Below are 18,078 nucleotides of genomic sequence, written 5' to 3'. Positions count from 1 at the left end.
TCATTAGTCGCATAAAGCGGTAGCTCATATCTTGCTATGCCCTAATGATAACTATCTACCGTAACGATGAGGTGAAAGATGGATCCGATAATGATAGGTATCGCAGCAGTAGTGATTTTGGTAGTTATTGCTGGCGTTTTTTTGATGAAGAAAGGTAAAAGCCAAACGACGGTTGATACTCAGACCCAATTCAAACGTCCAAAAACGTTGGCTGAACAGCAACGCGAACTAGAACTGCAACGTCAATCACAGCAACCAAGCCCCTATGCTGCGCCTAACCTGCCGCAATCGACTTTGCAGGCTGCTAAAACCCTCAAGACTGCAGAGAATGTACATCATGAGTTACAAGCGGCTGAGCAATTGATTCAAAACCAAGACTATGATGGCGCTATCACGACGTTACGCCGTGCGCTAAAAAATCACCCCTCACATAGTGAGTTGAATTTTACCTTGCTCAATACCTATGCTTTAGCCAAAGATTATCAGCACTTTAATAGCTTCTACCTAGAGGTATTGGCACTAAACGATATTGATCTCACCACCCAAGCCAATAACCTAAAAACGCTGGTAGATGAAGAACAATCGATAAATGCACGCAGCACAGCGATGACCCATACCGCTGAAGCGGTTGAACCTGATGGACTTGATTTTGATTTGCCAGGGTTTAAACAAGACAGTGATAAGCCAGCCGTCAACAGCACCTTACATGTTGTCAGGCCGACCGTCACTCAAGTGGCACAGCCAGCAAACCCAGTTGATGGTATTAGCAGCAAAGCCGATAACGAGTTAGATTTTGACTTTGCACTCGATGTACCTGAAACCAAAATAGCCCCTCTCCCCACTGAAACTACAGCGGCGCCATCACAATCAAATGAGTTCACTTTTGACGATTTTGATTTTGATCTACCTAGCAAACAGCCCGCGACCGCTGAGACTGTCCCTGCCCCTGTCCTAGAATCGCCTACCGAAATTGTTGCCCCAATGACAGAGGAACCTGTAACCACCACTTCGGCAAGTAACGTCAATAACGAGGCTATTAGCGACAGCGATTTTGATTTTGACTTTAGTTTACCAGAGACGCAATCAACACCTGCCGCTACTGATATAGAACCAATGATAACGACCCCAACGGCTGCACCAAGCGCTGAGAAGCTCGCAGATGATTTTGATTTCGACTTTGAGTTGAACGCTGAGCCAGCGGTTACTCCAACCAATGACGCTACTACAGAAGCAGCCTTAAGCTTTGACGCGTCAGATACCAAAGCATTTGGAAATCTAACTTCCGATGCAGCGACTTCTGTACCGGTTGCAAGTGATGAAGCCACAGATATTGCATCGTTTGATTTGGATGATGAATTACTACGCCAAGCAGAAGCGGCTTCACTAGCCAAGCCTGCTACCCCATCGGTCGCTGAGCCTGTCGTTGACTTGGCAGAAGTCAACGCCCCTAAACCATCTGATTCGCTACTTATCTCAGATGACATGTTTGATTTGTCTTTTGATGACTCAACTACTCAGGCAGCTACTCCAGCAAATACACAAACAACTACGACCCCAATCGCTAGTCCTGAAACGACATCGATTGCAGATAAGGCAAGCCTAAAGACTGCGCCAGTTGTTGAAGATTTATCAGCGATTCTCGATGTCATTAAGGATATCGACACGGATACGCTAAACGTAGATTTAGCAGAACAGTATTTGAATTTAGGGGAATATGACAGTGCCAAACGCTTGCTTGATGAAATCAAAGACAGCAACAACACGATATTGGTAGAACGTGCTACAGCGTTAAGACAACGTATTGCTTAATCATGTATTGCATAAAAAAAGGATAGTAAAGTGACTATCCTTTTTTTTGGTCTAATTTTTCTTGAATTACTTTATAACAACTTAATACGCAAAAAACTTAATACTCAATCGCTAGGGGTTTAAGCCCTGCTTTAAAAGCATGGGCTTTATCAACATAATGTAAAGCTGATTGTTGAAGCATCACTTCACGCGCCTGCGGCAAGGTTTTGACAACTTTAGCTGGGCTTCCCATCACGATGGAATTATCTGGGATTTGCATATTTTCGGTGACAAGCGCATTGGCACCGATAATGCAGTTTTTGCCGATTTGGGCATTATTGAGCACAATCGCACCGATACCAATCAAGCTATTATCACCAACGGTGCAGCCGTGAAGCATCGCCAAATGCCCAATCGTCACGCCTTCGCCAATGGTGACGGCGATACCTTCATCGGTGTGTATCACACTGTTTTCTTGCACATTACTATTTTTGCCCAAATAAATCGGTGCATTGTCCGCGCGTATCACCGCGCCAAACCACACACTGACGTTATCAGCTAAATGCACATCACCGATGACTTCAGCCGAGTCTGCGACCCAGCCTGTGAAGGGTGCCTGATAAGTGGGTGTTTTGTCTTGCCATTGGTACAGCATATCAAATCCTTATGAAAAAAAAAGAGCGTCAATTAAAAAACTGACCCTCTAATTTTAGCAAGTGCGGATAAATTAGCAATGGGTTATTGTAGGCAGCGCAGTTAAATCAAAGCCCTGCCTTAAGGCTCGCTTCGATAAATTTATCAAGGTCGCCATCTAGCACCGCTTGGGTATTGGAAGTTTCCACCCCTGTACGCAAGTCCTTAATCCGCGAGTCATCCAGCACATACGAGCGAATTTGACTACCCCAACCGATATCCGATTTGGTGTCTTCTAGCGCTTGTTGCTTTTCCATACGCTGCATCATTTCACGCTCGTACAGTTTGGCACGTAACATTTTCATTGCCGTGTCTTTGTTGGCATGTTGGCTACGTTCATTTTGACACGCAACCACAATCCCTGTCGGTTGGTGAGTGATACGTACCGCAGAGTCGGTGGTATTAACGTGCTGACCGCCTGCACCGCTTGAGCGATAAGTATCGATGCGTAAATCGGCAGGATTGATATCAATCTCGATATTATCATCAATTTCAGGCGATACAAACACCGCTGCAAACGACGTGTGGCGACCGTTGTTGCTATCAAACGGTGATTTTCTCACCAAACGATGCACGCCGATTTCGGTACGTAACCAGCCGAACGCATAGTCACCTTTGACATGAATCGATGCGCTTTTAATCCCTGCGACACCACCTGCTGATAGTTCCATGATTTCGGCTTTAAAGCCATGTGATTCACACCAACGCAAATACATCCGCAGCAGCATCTCTGCCCAGTCTTGGGCTTCGGTACCGCCTGAGCCTGACTGGATATCAACATAGCAGTTGTTGCCATCCATCTCACCGCTAAACATACGTTTAAATTCTAAATCTGCGACTTTGGCTTCGGCCTCATCGAGTTCCGCTTGTACGTCTGCTAATAGGGTCGCATCATCGGCTTCCACCGCTAAGTCAATCATGGCTTTGGCGTCTTCTAACTTGTCATCTAAAGCGGTAATCACGCCAATGACATTATCAAGCTGCGATTTTTCTTTACTGATTTTGGTGGCACGCTCTGGGTCGTTCCACAATTCTGGATTTTCAAGCTCTAAATTGACTTCTTCCAAGCGCTCTTGCTTGGCTTCGATGTCAAAGATACCCCCGAAGCTGGTTGCCACGGTCAGTTAAGTCTTTGATATGCTCTAAATACGGGTTGATTTCCATGCGAGGTTACCTTAACGTGTTTCTATGAAAAATGCGCCATTATACCTGAATCTGTCACTGGATTCATCTTAGCTGTTGCCTACTCCGCCTGTGCTTTTATCGACCAATCTTCCACTGCCCAATGATGCGCTAAGGCATGCGCGTGTAGAGTATCATCGGGGCATACCGCAATCGCCACATCTGCCCATTCTAATAGCGGCAAATCATTTTTTGAATCCGAATAGGCATAAGTTTTGGTGTATGTTATGCCTTGCGCATTTTTTTGAGCAATCCAATTTTTTAAATGAATGATTTTGCCTTCTTTAAAGTTTGGCTGCCCTGCGACCTTACCCGTGTACCCCTGCTCGGTGACTTCTAGTTCAGTGGCTAAAATATTATCTTCCTCTACCAAAAATAATTTGTTAGCAATCGCTTTGACCACAAAGGCATTGGTGGCGGAAATCACTACTACATCGTGCCCCGCTTGTAAATGTGATTGGATAGCGTTAACCGCTTTTGGACGCACTTTTGGCGCGATTTCATCTTGCAAATATTGCTCACGCCACTGGTGCAACTGCGCTAAAGTATGCTGTTTTAAAAAGCCTGCCACAAACTCATTATAGACGACCGCATCGAGCGTCCCTGCGATATAGTGCTCATAAAACTCCCGATTTTTAGCACGATACAGCGATTCTTCTACCAGATGATGTTTGACCAAAAACTCACCCCACATATAATCACTATCGGTATCAATGAGGGTGTTATCGAGGTCAAATAGCGCCAATTCTTTGTGTAGTACGGTTGACATAGGACAGCCTTTAGCATGGTTAGTGAAAAGTTAAATTGCGGGATTTTGGTCATCGACGGTTAAGGTATCACCAAATCGCCAAGTACGGATAATGCGCAGCTCCAAATAATCTTGCATTTCCTTTGAGAACTTACCAAATGGCGCGGCTTTACGCACCGAATTTTTTGCTGCTTCATCCAAGATGGTAGCGCCTGATGACTGTAAAACCTTGATGGATTTGACTTGCCCGTTAGGCTCGATAATCACCATCAGCATGACATCGCCTTTGATGCCTTTGGCGCGGGCTTCTTGGGGATATTGCTGGTTGCCAATATGATAGGCTTGTTGGCGAAAATTCTCGATATAGCGCGCGGCTTCACCCGTGGTGGTGGAGTTACTGCTGATAGTTTTGACCGCAGATTTTTTGGCTAGTAATTGGCGGTTACTGCTGATTTTAGTTTCAAGGGTGGCAATTTGTGCCTGTACTCGCTGTTCTTGCGCGGCTAGATTTTCGCTATCATCTTGTTTTTTATTATTATTTTCTCTGCGGATTTTTTCAAAGCTTAACGTGGTACGTAGATAACTTTCTTGAAACGCTTGTTGACGCGTTTGGCGTTCTTGACTCACGATATCATCGGTTTCATTGATTGCTTCGTCTTCTAAGGGACTCATGGTATTGTTTTCAAGCCGTAGCTTTTCGTTGGACTCACCGCCACCTTGCTGGCCGGCATTGGCGATAAAATCGGCTTTTTCATTCTTTTGCAGATTTTCGGTCAACACTGTGGTGACTTCTTGTACCGCTGCGGTTGGTGAGCTTTTATCTTCAAATTGGATACCAAAAATAACAGCCGCATGAATTGCCACCGCCGTAATGGTAGCGAATAGCATGACGCTGTCTTTGCAAGGCGCAGTATGTGGCATTAACTTTTGAAAAACATCACGGTGACTGTCTTTGCTATACACCAAAATATAACCCTTTGAACGATGACGACGCTATCTCTACAACTACAACCTTGCTAAAAAAATACAAATCACTCATGTATTATAACGCGCAGATAGTATAGATTAAATCAAACCTTGGCTGAAGCTAAATTCATACGCCATTAGCAATCAGTGGTGAGCAATTAATAAGTAGTAATCAATGCTTACCAATTACTGGTACAAGATTTTTTGTAGACGGGTCAGCGACTTTATGATTAGTGACTTTATGATTAGCAACTTTACAATGCCCAAAAACTGACTACAATAATAGCTTTCAATACAAATATAAAAAAACTGAGAAACGATCGTGATAACGAGCAAAACGCAACTGGATGAATTTTTTGCCACCCATTCTGAAGAAATCGCACGTGAGCTGATGCAAAAATCACAAACGTGGTATGAAAAAATCGAAGATTTTGCCGGTCAAGAGTTTATCGTACCCGCCACCGAAAAACAGCTAAACGATGCCATTCAAAAATTTGTGGTGGCAAAAGTCAAAGCGATATTGAGTATGCATCTAGAGATTCATGAAGGCTGGCTTCGACTGTATGCAACGGTAAACTATAAAGGCATCTACGCTGACCTTGCTGTCAACTTAGGTGTGGTACATGCCCAATTTGACCGTTATCGCCAGCGCCTGGTATTTCAGCAACTGACTGACACCGATGTCATTGCCTTCTATTCAGATTCGTATGTTAAATCAAAAGCGATTCATGCGGCGCTTTGGTTTTTTAAACGGGTGATAAAGAAAGACCCGCTCGGCATGATTTTGGAGAAAATCAATTTGGTACACCAAAAAGATGATATCTTGTATCTCGATATTGGTCGCTGGCTGAAGAAAAATGAAAAAATCATGGCAACGCTGCGCAAGGTGCAGGTGAATCATGGCTATCTTGCTGAACAGCAACTACTGCTGAGAGCCAATGCCAACGTCGGTGAAATTCTCAATATAGGTAGTAGTGACCAATTAATTACTGAAGCGGATAATCCTGCAGTGACTAATAACGCCACAAAAGCAGCTTAGTATTTTTCATCGGTATCAACCCTCATCCTTTACCGCTTTTGCTCTACTGATTTTTTACCGATTGTGTTTTGCCAATTAAAGAGATGATTACCAATAGTTTTCAACGGCGATATTGCCTTCGCCGCGGCGATTCATGGTCAATCCAATCGATTTTAAGGCTTCTTTGGTATCTTCGACCATTTGTGGATTACCACACAACATCACATGACTGCGCTCTTTATCCAGTTTTTGCCCTACCAACTGGGTTAACTTGCCCGACAATATCAGGTTGGGAATACGCGCTTTTTCCCCGGCATAATCCGCTTCTCGCGTGACAATGGGTAAAAATACAAACGCTGCTCCATTGTCGCCATAGATTGACTTAATCGAGCCAATTTCCGCTTGATAAGCAAGCTCTTGCGAGGTGCGTGCGCTGTACACCAAAATAATGCGCTGATATTGCTGCCATACCTCGATGGTCTTTAAAATCGATAAAAATGGGGCTAAACCTGTGCCTGTTGCCAGTAACCATAAATCATTAGGCAGAGGTAACTGGTAGCGGGCTAAGGTCAAATAGCCAAATGGTGTGGTATTGAGCAATAAACTATCGCCCACTTGGATATGATTAACCTTACTGGTAAATTCCCCCTCAGGAATGACCACCGAGAAAAATTCAATAAACTCATCATAGAGCGAAGATGCAACGGAATAGGCGCGAAACACATAGCCCTCAAGGTCAACGAGCTGACCTTGCGCCTCATAACCTTGCTCCTCATGACCTTGTGTCTCAGAAGTTATTAACTTGGTCTCATGGTTGTTTGCAAAATATTGCAAATCTTTGCCATGGATACCGAGCCTAACAAATTGCCCTGCAGTAAATTTAAAGCCATCGGGGCGCGTGACTTTAAAACTTAGCAAGGTGGGCGCCCAACGGGTCACTTCAATCACTTTAACGCGAATACTTTTATCATCTGACATATTATCTTGACCATTTTTTTGCATCATTATAAACAAAAAAGCGTACCTTAATGAACTAAGATACGCTTTTTTATGTCGCAGTACTAAAATTGGATTAATATATGCGAACTAGCGTGATAATTTTTGATAATGTTTCGGGGAAAATACCGAAGTACAATACCGCTAACGTCACCAACAACACCATGATGCCGCCTGCTTGAATACCCCAATGATTGACCGCATCGTGCGGCTGTACTTCTTGGGGACGTCTAAACAAGGTGACCATAAGATTTAGATAGTAATACAAGCTAATTGCACTACCCACGATAATCATGGCAGTGAGCCACCAACTTTGCGCTGAAACCGTAGCAAAAATCGCAAAGAATTTGCTGATAAACCCGGCGGTCAATGGAATACCTGCCAATGATAATAGCATCACAGTCAATACGGCAGTTAGCAAAGGACGTTGCCAAAAAATCCCTTGGAAGTTTTCAACTAACTCTGCTTCACCTTGACGTTTGTACGGGCTTGACATGATAGTCACGACACCGAACGCACCAATGGTGGTAAACGCATACACTGCCATGTAAAGGCTGACAAAACCTGCTGATTCAACTTTCACTGCGCTGATAATCGCTAACACATAGCCGATGTGCGCAATAGATGAATAGGCTAACAGACGTTTTATATTGTGCTGACGAAGCGCCAGTACGTTACCGATAATCATCGATAAACTGGCAATCACCACAATCAAGGTATTGATTGCTGGCAAGGCTAAGGTCGCCGTAGACAATAAGAAACGTAATCCTAGCGCCATCATAGCTACTTTGGAAACACTGCCTAAGAAAGTCGCCACAGGCGCAGGCGCACCTTGGTAAACGTCTGGCGTCCAAGTGTGAAATGGTACTGCTGAGAGTTTAAAGGCAATACCAAATAACATTAATGCAGTCCCCACCACCAAAATCGGCATAACGATACCATTTTGAAACATGGGTACGATTGCCATACCAATTTGACGGAAGGATAAAGTACCTGTGTTTGAGTAGATTAATGCCATACCCATCAACATGGTAGCAGAGGCTGTCGCCGATAAAATGAGGTATTTAAAACCCGCTTCTAACGATTTACCACGCGCATAAGTATAAGCCAACATACCATATAGCGGTACCGACAATAACTCTAAGCTGACAAAGAAAGAAGCTAAGTTATCAGCGCATACCATAAACAGCGCGCCCAATGTTGAGATAAGCAGTAGCAAATACAACTCTTCTTTATTATCGCGATAGCCTCCAATGTAACCATACGCCAAGGTAAAGCACGCAAGCGAGCTGATTAAAATAATCACCATATTGAACTGGGCAAAACTATCCACCACAAATAAGGGAGCAATCAAGCCTTGCGATGGCGTAAATAATTCATACAGACCATGCAATATGCTATCAGCATTGCCACCCAATAATTGTATAAGGACAACAAACAAGGCGGCATTAAGGCCAATCACACTGATGGTACCTGCCACAAAATTTGAACGCTTCATGGCGATGGCAATCATCACCACCACCGTGGTGATTGAAATTAAAATCATTGGAAACAATGGCATGAGCACATTGCTAGCAAATGGAATAATAGGATTCATCTATTTTACCTCCATATGAGCAAATGGCTCTTGAGCAGTAGGTGCAACTTGCTGGACATGATATGCCTGACTAATCCAGTGCATACTATGGTCAGAGGTATCTAAGAATAATTGGGGATATAGACCTAACCATAATAAACCAAACCCAAGCACCAACAAGATTGCCGCTTCACGCGCATTGATATCACGCATCGGTGACATTTTCTCAATCGTCGCTGTTGGCGTACCAAATAATGCTTTATAAATCATAATTAATGCGTATAAACCGGCAACGACTAAGCTAAAGGTAGCAAACACCACTGCCACAGGATGCGAGGCAAAAGATCCTAAAAGAATTAAGAACTCACCAATAAAGTTACCGGTACCTGGAATACCTAATAATGCCGCAGCAAAGAACATAAGTAACGGTGGGTAATAACGCATTTGACCCCACATACCCCCCATTTGGCTCAAATCACGGGTATGTAGACGCTCATAAAGCTGACCACTCATGATAAATAATGCCGCTGAGCTAAGACCATGTGCCAACATTTGAATCATCAAGCCTTGGAAACTAATTAACGTACCGGCATACAACGCAAGTACCACAAAACCCATATGTGAAATACTGGTATAAGCCAGTAACCGCTTGATATCTTGCTGCATAAACGCAAGCCAAGCCCCGTAGAAAATACCAATACCCCCCAAAGTAATCGCAATCGGTGCAAACTGAGCACTGGCTTCTGGGAATAGTGGTAGGACAAACCGCAATAAACCATACGCCGCGGTTTTAATCAAAATACCAGCCAAATCCACCGAGCCTGCCGTCGGTGCTTGTGCGTGCGCATCGGGTAACCAGCCATGCAGTGGGAAAATTGGTAATTTAACCGCAAAGCCAATAAAGAACATCAGCATGATTGGGTATTGCCATTTACCAAGATCTGTACCTAGCAAGTCCATATAGTTAAAAGTTATTTGACCTGTGGTTGATGCATGAATCATCACCAAAATCAAAATACCAATCAACATAATCAGACCCGATGCTTGGGTATAAATAAAGAATTTGGTTGCGGCATATTCTTTGGTTTTACCGCCAATCGCATTGTGTCCCCAGATTGCAATCAAGAAATAGATAGGAACTAACATCATCTCCCAAAAGAAGAAGAACAAGAACATATCGATTGCTAGGAAAACACCAATAACACCGCCCAAGCTCCAAAGTAGATTAAGATGGAAGAAGCCCACACGGCGAGTAATCTCACCCCATGAACACGCCACCGCCATCATACCTAAGAAGGCTGTTAGGCTCACCATCAACAGCGATAACCCATCAATGGCTAGATGGAAACTGACCCCCAATGAGGGCATCCAAGGTAATTGAAACTCTGCCAACCAAGTCGGTTTAGCAGTCACCTCAGCAATGGTTTGTGCTGAACCAATAAAGTTACCGTTTTGCCAAATAGCTACCGTAATCAAAAACGTTAATAGCATGCCAAGGAACGCAATCCAACGAGGTAAACGTTCATCAACTTTTTCAACCAACCAGCACAGAAAACCTGCAATGATTGGAATAAATATCAAGGCGGGTAATAAGAGATTATTTTGCATAACTGTTACTTCCCTATCATCATCATTACCAACACCAACAATACTGCCATGCCAAGACCGAAGCTTGCAGCATACCCACGAATCGAGCCAGATTGGAACCATGTCGCCACTCGGTTACCTGCCAGCGATAGGGCTGGTAAAATATTCCAAGTACGGTCAATCGGGTCATTTTTGATTAATTTACCAATCAATAAGAATGGTTTAACAAATACAATGTCATACAAAGCATCAAAGCCTAAACCATGATAGCACCAGTAATTAAGCGCACGGCCCAAACCTGTTTGGGTAAACTTACTCACGATGCGACCTTTATCTAGGGCAAACAAGAAAGCACCAACAATCAAACCCGCCAACATCGCAGCCATCACAATCATTTCTGCCGTGTGCTTACCATGTTCTACTTCAGGATGAATCACGCTAAAACTCTGTGGCAATACACCTGCTAATGGTGGATGAATCATCGCCCCCACTGCAGTTGATAACACTAGCAATACCGCGAGCGGCAGCCAATATGTCCAACCCTTAAGATCATGAATAGGCGTTTTTTCTTCCCCAAAGAACACAATCCAAATCATACGAAACGTATAAATCGAGGTTAAAAACGCACCCACCACTGCCATCCAAAATAAATTCATATGACCTGATGCGAAGGCTTCCCAAATAATTTCATCTTTTGAGTAATAACCCACCGTAATCCAAGGAATCGCAGCAAGTGCCCCACCCCCGATCGCAAACACCGCAAATAGGAATTTATTTTTATAAAACAACCCACCCATTTTAAAGATGTTTTGCTCATGATGGTAAGCCAAGATAACAGCGCCCGACCCTAGAAATAATAAAGCTTTAAAGAACGCATGGGTCATCAAGTGGAAAATTGCAACTTGCCAAGCGCCTACCCCTAATGCCAAGAACATATAACCGATTTGACTCATGGTTGAATAAGCTAATATACGTTTGATATCGGTTTGTGCAAGCGCACAGAAACCAGCAACCAACAATGTTGTTGCCCCAACGATACCCACCCAACTTGCCAATACATCAGGGGTCAATAAGAACACAGGATGTAAACGGGCAATTAAATACACACCTGCGGTAACCATCGTTGCTGCATGAATCAAGGCTGAAACAGGCGTAGGACCTGCCATCGCATCTGCAAGCCAAGAATGTAGCGGGATTTGGGCAGACTTACCCATCGCACCAAGCACTAGCATCACAGCCGCAACTTTGATGGTAGGATAGCTATGACCAAAAATCGTCACCGTTGACCCTGCCGACGTGAGCATTTGCGATACATTGGCATTGATATCTGAGATATTTAACGTACCCAATTCACGGAACAATAAAAATAAGCCAAACGCTAAAAACACATCACCCACACGGGTTACGGTAAAGGCTTTCATCGCAGCACGGCCATTGGCGCGCTCGTGATAATAAAAACCAATCAATAAGTAAGAACAGATACCAACGCCTTCCCAACCTAAGTACAACAGCACTAAATTGTCAGCAAGCACAAGTAACAACATACTTGCGACAAACAGGTTCATATAGCTAAAAAATCTTGCGTAGCCTGTTTCACCGCGCATATACCATGACGCGAAAATATGAATTAAAAAACCGACACCGGTAATCACGCCCATCATGGTCACGCCCAAACCATCCAGCATGAGACCAAATTTTGGGGCAAAACTACCGACTTGCATCCACGTCCACAACGGCTGATTAATGACAGCGCCTTGTGGGTGGTTCATTAAAAAATCACTGCCTGCCATCAAGGCACACAAAGCAGCCAAACCCATACTGCCGACACCGACCACTGCGGCTGCGTTTTCGCTTAAGCGGTCACGCATGGTCGCTAGAATCAGAAAGCCAATCAGCGGCAGCATAAAGGTTAAAGGTAACATACTCATTTTGATTTCACCCTTTCATCTCATTTGCCGTATCGACATCTAAATGACCACGCTTATGATAAAACTGTAAAAGAATAGCCAACCCAATTGCAACTTCAGCGGCTGCCAAAGTTAGCACCAAAATAAACATAATTTGTCCGTCAGGACTGACCCAGCGACTACCTGCCACTACAAATGCTAAGGCAGCAGCATTCATCATAATCTCAAGACTCATCAACATGAACAAAAAATTACGTCTTACCATCACACCACAAAAACCAATGGCAAACAAAATCGCTGACAAGATTAGACCGTGCTCTAATGGCACATGCTCTAATGGAAAGTGTCCCATTATGCCTTCTCCTCCTGAACTTCGCGTAACACAGCCGGTTGGCTGGGCTCTTTATCAATAAAATTCGTTAAGGCAGGGTGTATGGTATTACCAAGCTCACTGTTATGACTTTCGTTTTCATCATCCAAGGCAGATTTTGCCAAATGATAAGCCGCCACCAAACCCGCTAGTAATAAAAACCCTGCAATTTCGACCAACAATAAATATTCAGTAAATAATTTGGCACCGATCATTTTTGCCGTAACTGGCTCTACCCCAATAAACGCTGGCATGATTCCTTCAAACCCATGTTTCATGCCAATCAGACTAAACAGAGTCAAACCCACAATAAATGCAAGTCCTGCCGGCACTGCCCAAGCTGAGGATGCCAACCAGCTTTCTTCTTCTAAGGTGCTTTGGGTACCTAAGTTCAGCATCATCACCACAAAGACGAACAATACCATAATCGCCCCGGCATAAACGATGATTTCAAGTGCACCAGCAAATGGCGCACCTAAGGCAAAGAAAATACCTGATAACGCCAGCAGCGTGACAATCATGTTTAATAACGCATGTACAGGATTGGTACGAGTAATCACGCGCAAACTAGCCAAAATAGCGACAATCGCTAATAAATAAAACCCTATCGTTGCTCCGGTTATCATGGCAATAAACTCCGTAAATCAATCGGTGCAGACTCATTTTGGTGTGCCCCTTTAGGTTTATCTTTGGTCGCCATCCCAGTGACACGGTAATAATTGTAGTCAGGGAATTTACCCGGACCTGAAATTAACAAATGCTCTTTTTCATACACCAAGTTTTGACGGTTATACTCACCGAGCTCAAAATCTGGCGTCATCTGAATAGCCGTTGTCGGGCACGCTTCTTCACACATACCACAAAAGATACAACGCGAAAAATTAATACGGAAAAACTCTGGATACCAGCGTCCGTCTTCACGCTCCGCTTTTTGTAGTGAAATACAACCCACTGGGCAAGCGACAGCACATAGGTTACAGGCCACACAGCGCTCATCCCCATCCGGGTCACGTGTCAATACAATACGCCCCCGAAAACGCGGCGGTACAGGAACAGGTTGTTCTGGGTATAAAATCGTATCACGTTTACGGGTCGCATGACTTGCGACCATGATTAGGGTGCGCAGAATTGAGCCAAAACCCGTAATCGTGTTTTTTACCATAGTCAAATACATACGTTAATCTCCACCTTACCCTACACCATGGGTGCGCCATAATACATAGGCCGCCGTCGCGAGTAAATTAATCAAGGTAATGGGTAGACAAATTTTCCAGCCAAAGTTCATTACTTGGTCATAACGTGGACGCATCAACGCCCCACGCGCCAATACGAACATGGTCATGAAAAATAGCGTTTTTAACATGAACCAAATAATCGGCGGGATGAAACTCAGTCCATCAAATAATGGCAACCAACCACCAAAGAATAAAATAGTAATCAGCGATGATACCAACACGATATTCACATACTCACCGACAAAGAACATACCAAATTTCATACCTGAGTATTCAACATGGTAACCTTCTGCCAATTCTTGCTCTGCTTCTGGCTGGTCAAATGGGAAACGGTGGGTGACTGCCACACCTGCTACCATAAAGGTTAAAAACCCTAAAATTTGACCAAATACATTCCAGTGCCAAAAACCACCGGCTTGTGAATATACGATATCGCGTAAGTTAAATGACCCTGCCAATGCCACCACACCCATTAGCGATAATCCGAGAAAGACTTCATAACTAATGGTTTGGGCAGCAGAGCGTAGACCACCGAGCAAGGCGTATTTATTGGCTGATGCCCAGCCACCAAACATCACGGCATAAACCGCCAACCCTGCCATCGCAAAAAAGAACAAAATACCGATACTCCAGTCTGCGCCACCGAGTGATGGCGTAACTGGTACAATGATATAAGCGGCTAAAGCGGTAAACAATGAAATCGCAGGCGCCAAGACAAAGATAAATTTATCGGCAAATTTGGGGGTCCAGTCTTCTTTAAAGAAGATTTTGAGCATATCCGCAGCAACTTGTAGCGAACCTTGCCAACCCACACGGTTTGGACCATAACGATCTTGCCACAGTGCCAACATGCGACGTTCATAAGGAATCATCAATGCGGCAAAAATCACCACCGCCAAAAAAATAACAATTGATTGCACTGCCAAAAATACAATTGACCAAGCTTCAGGGGACATTACCCCAGCCAGCCATGCAGGCAAATCGGGCATCTGTCTAACAGAATAATCCATTATACCCCCTCCCCTGGAGTTACTTGAGCTGTCACAACACCATTATTAGCTGGTGATACCGCTTGGGTGACAGTGTTGGTAGTTGCTGATTTTACGATACTGATGTCCGTATAAGGCTGCGCTAGCAAGGCTTCTAATTCACCCGCCTGACCCACAGGATACCCCACACAGCTTTCCGCTAAATAATCGACAAGCTGCACAGGTAATGTGGTCGCTACACCCTTCACTGTGACCGTTAACATATCACCTGATTGCAGCTGCCATTTATCGGCATCATCCGTTGATACACTAAAAGCAGCTGGCATCAATTGTGAGGCGACCACTTCACTACGGGCGGTTAATTCATCACTAGCAAAAATATTATACACAGGCACTAGCTGGCTTGAACCTTGTTGGCTAGCTGCCGCAGGCGCAATATACTCACGTTTTGGCAATGCGGTTAACGCATCGAAAATACGCACGCCTGGATCGCCATGTTTTAAATGACCACCCACTTTATCTTGGTATTTATTCCAAGCTTGCGGTGAGTTCCAACCTGCTGACCAAGCAAATGGAATCATTGCTGAATCCGTTTGGGTGCCCACATAACCTTCTTGGGAGAAGGTTAGGCCAGTATCGATATCTTTTGGCTGCTCTGGCTCATGCACAGAAATCGGTGCACGCATCGCCGTACGACCTGAATAACGGCGTGGCTCACGCGCGACTTTTAGACCGGTAATACGGTAATCGGCTGATGGCGCTGCTTGTCTGATTGCGGCTAATTGTGGATTGGTATCTGCGACCGCAGTAATCACATCATCAAGCTGCGTCCAGTCAATCGCACGGCCATTGAGCTCAGACTCTACCGCATGTAACCAACGCCAGCTTTCTTTGACCATACTTTGCGGGCGATAGTAAACAGGATCATAAACTTGGAAGAAACGCTGTGCACGACCTTCTGCTGAGATTAGTGTACCGTCCGCTTCTGCAAAGGTTGCTACAGGTACCATCACATCTGCATGGTTATGCCATTGGTAAGCTTCATGATCAAGTACAATCAGTGATTTGTTGGCTACCAATTGGTTCATTTGCTCAGCGGTTAGACGGCGGCTGATGTCATTTTCCATGACAATCACCACATCGGCATCATCACCTAATTCATCAATCGCTTTACCACCGAGTAAGTTGACGCCTATGCTATTGGCAGCAGGTACTGACAAGTACAAACCTGCTTTTTCTTGATAGCCTTTGGTCGGGTTCATACGGCTTGGGCGTTTAACTTGCTTAGCTTGTTCAGCAAATGCCGCTTCATCCATCTCTTGTTTGAGTTTGGCTTGCTCTGCATCGATTTTGGCAATCTCTGCATCCACTTGGACGTTGTGGGCGTCAACCACGCCTTTTTCATAGATGACCACTTCACCGCGTTTTTGTTCGGCGATATTGGCAATTTGTGCCGCCGCTTCTATGATAGCAGTGTGGTACAGTGATGAGCCTGAGATGATAAGGGGTTTGGTTGCTTTAAGTAGCGTCTGCGCGATATGTTTAGCAAATGCTTGCATATCAGCATTATCGTCTTCATCGATGACCAAATCTTTTGGTAATTGTGAGGTAGCCAACGTTTTCATGTGCTCAGCGATGCTAAAGCCTAATTCAGCGATATCGCTTGGTGTAGCGACGCAGCTTACTTTGGCGATATCATCAAGGCGCGTATCTTTGACATCCACAATAAAGATTGGGCTGTAGTCTTTTTGACCGATACGAGCCACAGGCTCTGCCAAGAAATCTGGCGTTTTTAGCGCATCTGCCATTTGTTTGGCGCGATTTTTTGCCGCTTGGCGTACTGCCAGTGCAATACGTGGACTGGTTTGGGTAATATCTTCACCCAAAATCAATACCGCATCATAATCCTCAATCTCACGCATGCTTGGATTATGGATATTTTCTGTGGTCAACACATCGATACATTTTTGTACCACGGTTTTTTCTTGATTGGTAATACCAATGCTAAAGTTTTCGGCACCGACTAAGCGTTTGAGCGCATAATTTGATTCAAGGCTGGCAACAGGTGAACCAATACCGATGGCTTTTTTACCTTGCAAACGGTTTTTGATGGTATCGATAGTATGGTCAATGCTCAGATTGGTTTGTTTACCGTTTAGTGTTTCAACGGCTTGAATTGGGCGGTCTTGGCGGTTGACATAGCCATAGCCGAAACGACCACGGTCACACAGGAAGTAAGCGTTGACTTCCCCATTAAAACGGTTTTCGATACGGCGCAATTCACCATAGCGCTCACCCGCTGAGATATTACAACCTGCCGAACAGCCATGACAAATGCTTGGGGCATATTGCATGTCCCATTTACGATTGTAGCGCTCTGAGTGAGTTTTGTCGGTAAATACCCCAGTTGGACAAACTTCGGTGAGGTTACCTGAAAATTCACTTTCAAACTGACCGTCTTTATCACGACCAAAGTACACACGGCTTGCTGATGCGTAAACCCCTAAATCTTCACCACCTGCATAATCTTTGTAATAACGCACGCAGCGATAACAGGCGATACAGCGGTTCATCTCATGATTGATAAATGGACCCAAGTCTTGGTTTTGGTGAGTACGTTTGGTAAAGCGGTACTTACGATGATTGTGACCTGACATGTAGGTCATATCTTGCAAGTGACAATGACCACCCTCTTCACAGGTTGGACAGTCATGGGGATGGTTAGTCATTAAGAACTCAACCAAGCTTTTACGGAAGTTTTTCACTTCTGCATCCGTCACTGAGATCCACATGTCCGGTGTCGGATTCACCATACACGACATGACCAAACGACCACGACCCGCTTCATAATCTTCTTTGTTATTATATTGCTTGACAGCACACTGGCGGCAAGAACCCACCGAGCCCAATGCAGGGTGATAACAAAAATAAGGGATATCGATGCCAAGCGATAAACAAGCTTGTAGCAAGTTATCGGCACCATCAACTTCGACGTCTTGACCGTCTATATGAATAATTGCCAT

General features: G+C 44.4%; 15 protein-coding genes. 2 read left to right on the top strand and 13 right to left on the bottom strand.

The features are described from left to right. Positions 1 to 90: 90 nt before the first annotated feature. Complete coding sequence (locus tag H9W84_RS03690; protein WP_239741740.1) at positions 91 to 1,809, top strand: tetratricopeptide repeat protein; 1,719 nt, start codon at positions 91 to 93, stop codon at positions 1,807 to 1,809. A 97-nt stretch (positions 1,810 to 1,906) separates the two neighbouring features. On the opposite strand, the gene H9W84_RS03685 is transcribed toward H9W84_RS03690, so the two are convergent. The 4 genes from H9W84_RS03685 to H9W84_RS03670 form a co-directional block, all read right to left on the bottom strand. Continuing rightward, complete coding sequence (locus H9W84_RS03685; RefSeq protein WP_239741738.1) at positions 1,907 to 2,443, bottom strand: gamma carbonic anhydrase family protein; 537 nt, start codon at positions 2,441 to 2,443, stop codon at positions 1,907 to 1,909. Positions 2,444 to 2,549: 106 nt separating this feature from the next. Continuing rightward, a protein-coding gene (prfB, locus tag H9W84_RS03680) for a peptide chain release factor 2 (RefSeq protein ID WP_159374384.1) occupies positions 2,550 to 3,645 on the bottom strand; the annotation gives its coding sequence in 2 pieces (ribosomal slippage) (positions 2,550 to 3,572 and positions 3,574 to 3,645; 1,095 coding nt in all). A 79-nt stretch (positions 3,646 to 3,724) separates the two neighbouring features. After that, entirely contained in the window at positions 3,725 to 4,432 is a 708-nt protein-coding gene (locus tag H9W84_RS03675) for an HAD family hydrolase (RefSeq protein ID WP_239741736.1), read from the bottom strand. Positions 4,433 to 4,462: 30 nt separating this feature from the next. Then, positions 4,463 to 5,332: an energy transducer TonB gene (locus H9W84_RS03670; protein WP_239741735.1), complete on the bottom strand. Its 870-nt coding sequence runs from the start codon at positions 5,330 to 5,332 to the stop codon at positions 4,463 to 4,465. A gap of 367 nt (positions 5,333 to 5,699) precedes the next feature. Here H9W84_RS03670 and H9W84_RS03665 point away from each other — a divergent pair, with 367 nt between their 5' ends. Then, positions 5,700 to 6,416 (top strand): hypothetical protein, encoded by a 717-nt coding sequence (locus tag H9W84_RS03665; RefSeq protein WP_239741733.1) that lies wholly within the window; start codon positions 5,700 to 5,702, stop codon positions 6,414 to 6,416. A gap of 87 nt (positions 6,417 to 6,503) precedes the next feature. On the opposite strand, the gene H9W84_RS03660 is transcribed toward H9W84_RS03665, so the two are convergent. The 9 genes from H9W84_RS03660 to nuoG all read right to left on the bottom strand — a co-directional run bounded on the left by H9W84_RS03660 (position 6,504) and on the right by nuoG (position 18,078). After that, positions 6,504 to 7,373, bottom strand: a complete 870-nt coding sequence (locus H9W84_RS03660) for a ferredoxin--NADP reductase (protein ID WP_239741730.1) — start codon at positions 7,371 to 7,373, stop codon at positions 6,504 to 6,506. A 94-nt stretch (positions 7,374 to 7,467) separates the two neighbouring features. After that, complete coding sequence (locus H9W84_RS03655; protein ID WP_239741729.1) at positions 7,468 to 8,988, bottom strand: NADH-quinone oxidoreductase subunit N; 1,521 nt, start codon at positions 8,986 to 8,988, stop codon at positions 7,468 to 7,470. Then, positions 8,989 to 10,575, bottom strand: a complete 1,587-nt coding sequence (gene nuoM, locus H9W84_RS03650) for an NADH-quinone oxidoreductase subunit M (RefSeq protein ID WP_239741727.1) — start codon at positions 10,573 to 10,575, stop codon at positions 8,989 to 8,991. It abuts the gene before it with no gap. 5 nt (positions 10,576 to 10,580) lie between these two features. Beyond that, complete coding sequence (gene nuoL, locus H9W84_RS03645; protein ID WP_239741725.1) at positions 10,581 to 12,482, bottom strand: NADH-quinone oxidoreductase subunit L; 1,902 nt, start codon at positions 12,480 to 12,482, stop codon at positions 10,581 to 10,583. A gap of 7 nt (positions 12,483 to 12,489) precedes the next feature. After that, positions 12,490 to 12,813 carry an NADH-quinone oxidoreductase subunit NuoK gene (nuoK, locus tag H9W84_RS03640; RefSeq protein ID WP_007115476.1) on the bottom strand — a complete coding sequence of 108 codons (324 nt, stop codon included), beginning with the start codon at positions 12,811 to 12,813 and terminating at the stop codon, positions 12,490 to 12,492. Beyond that, positions 12,813 to 13,457, bottom strand: coding sequence for an NADH-quinone oxidoreductase subunit J (gene nuoJ / locus H9W84_RS03635; protein ID WP_239741723.1), 645 nt, complete (start codon positions 13,455 to 13,457; stop codon positions 12,813 to 12,815). The genes nuoK and nuoJ overlap by 1 nt, the downstream gene beginning before the upstream one ends. Further along, the gene (nuoI, locus tag H9W84_RS03630; protein ID WP_007115474.1) at positions 13,454 to 14,005 is read right to left on the bottom strand and encodes an NADH-quinone oxidoreductase subunit NuoI; all 552 of its coding nucleotides are present in this window, start codon (positions 14,003 to 14,005) and stop codon (positions 13,454 to 13,456) included. The genes nuoJ and nuoI overlap by 4 nt, the downstream gene beginning before the upstream one ends. Before the next feature lie 15 nt (positions 14,006 to 14,020). Continuing rightward, complete coding sequence (gene nuoH / locus H9W84_RS03625) at positions 14,021 to 15,076, bottom strand: NADH-quinone oxidoreductase subunit NuoH (protein ID WP_007115473.1); 1,056 nt, start codon at positions 15,074 to 15,076, stop codon at positions 14,021 to 14,023. Then, positions 15,076 to 18,078: an NADH-quinone oxidoreductase subunit NuoG gene (gene nuoG, locus H9W84_RS03620; protein ID WP_239741721.1), complete on the bottom strand. Its 3,003-nt coding sequence runs from the start codon at positions 18,076 to 18,078 to the stop codon at positions 15,076 to 15,078. The genes nuoH and nuoG overlap by 1 nt, the downstream gene beginning before the upstream one ends.

This window comes from Moraxella tetraodonis (genome assembly GCF_022359095.1).
GTDB classification, from domain to species: Bacteria; Pseudomonadota; Gammaproteobacteria; order Pseudomonadales; family Moraxellaceae; genus Faucicola; species Faucicola tetraodonis.
Note: the sequence above shows the minus strand (reverse complement) of the source record. Positions and strands in the feature narration are given on the sequence as shown.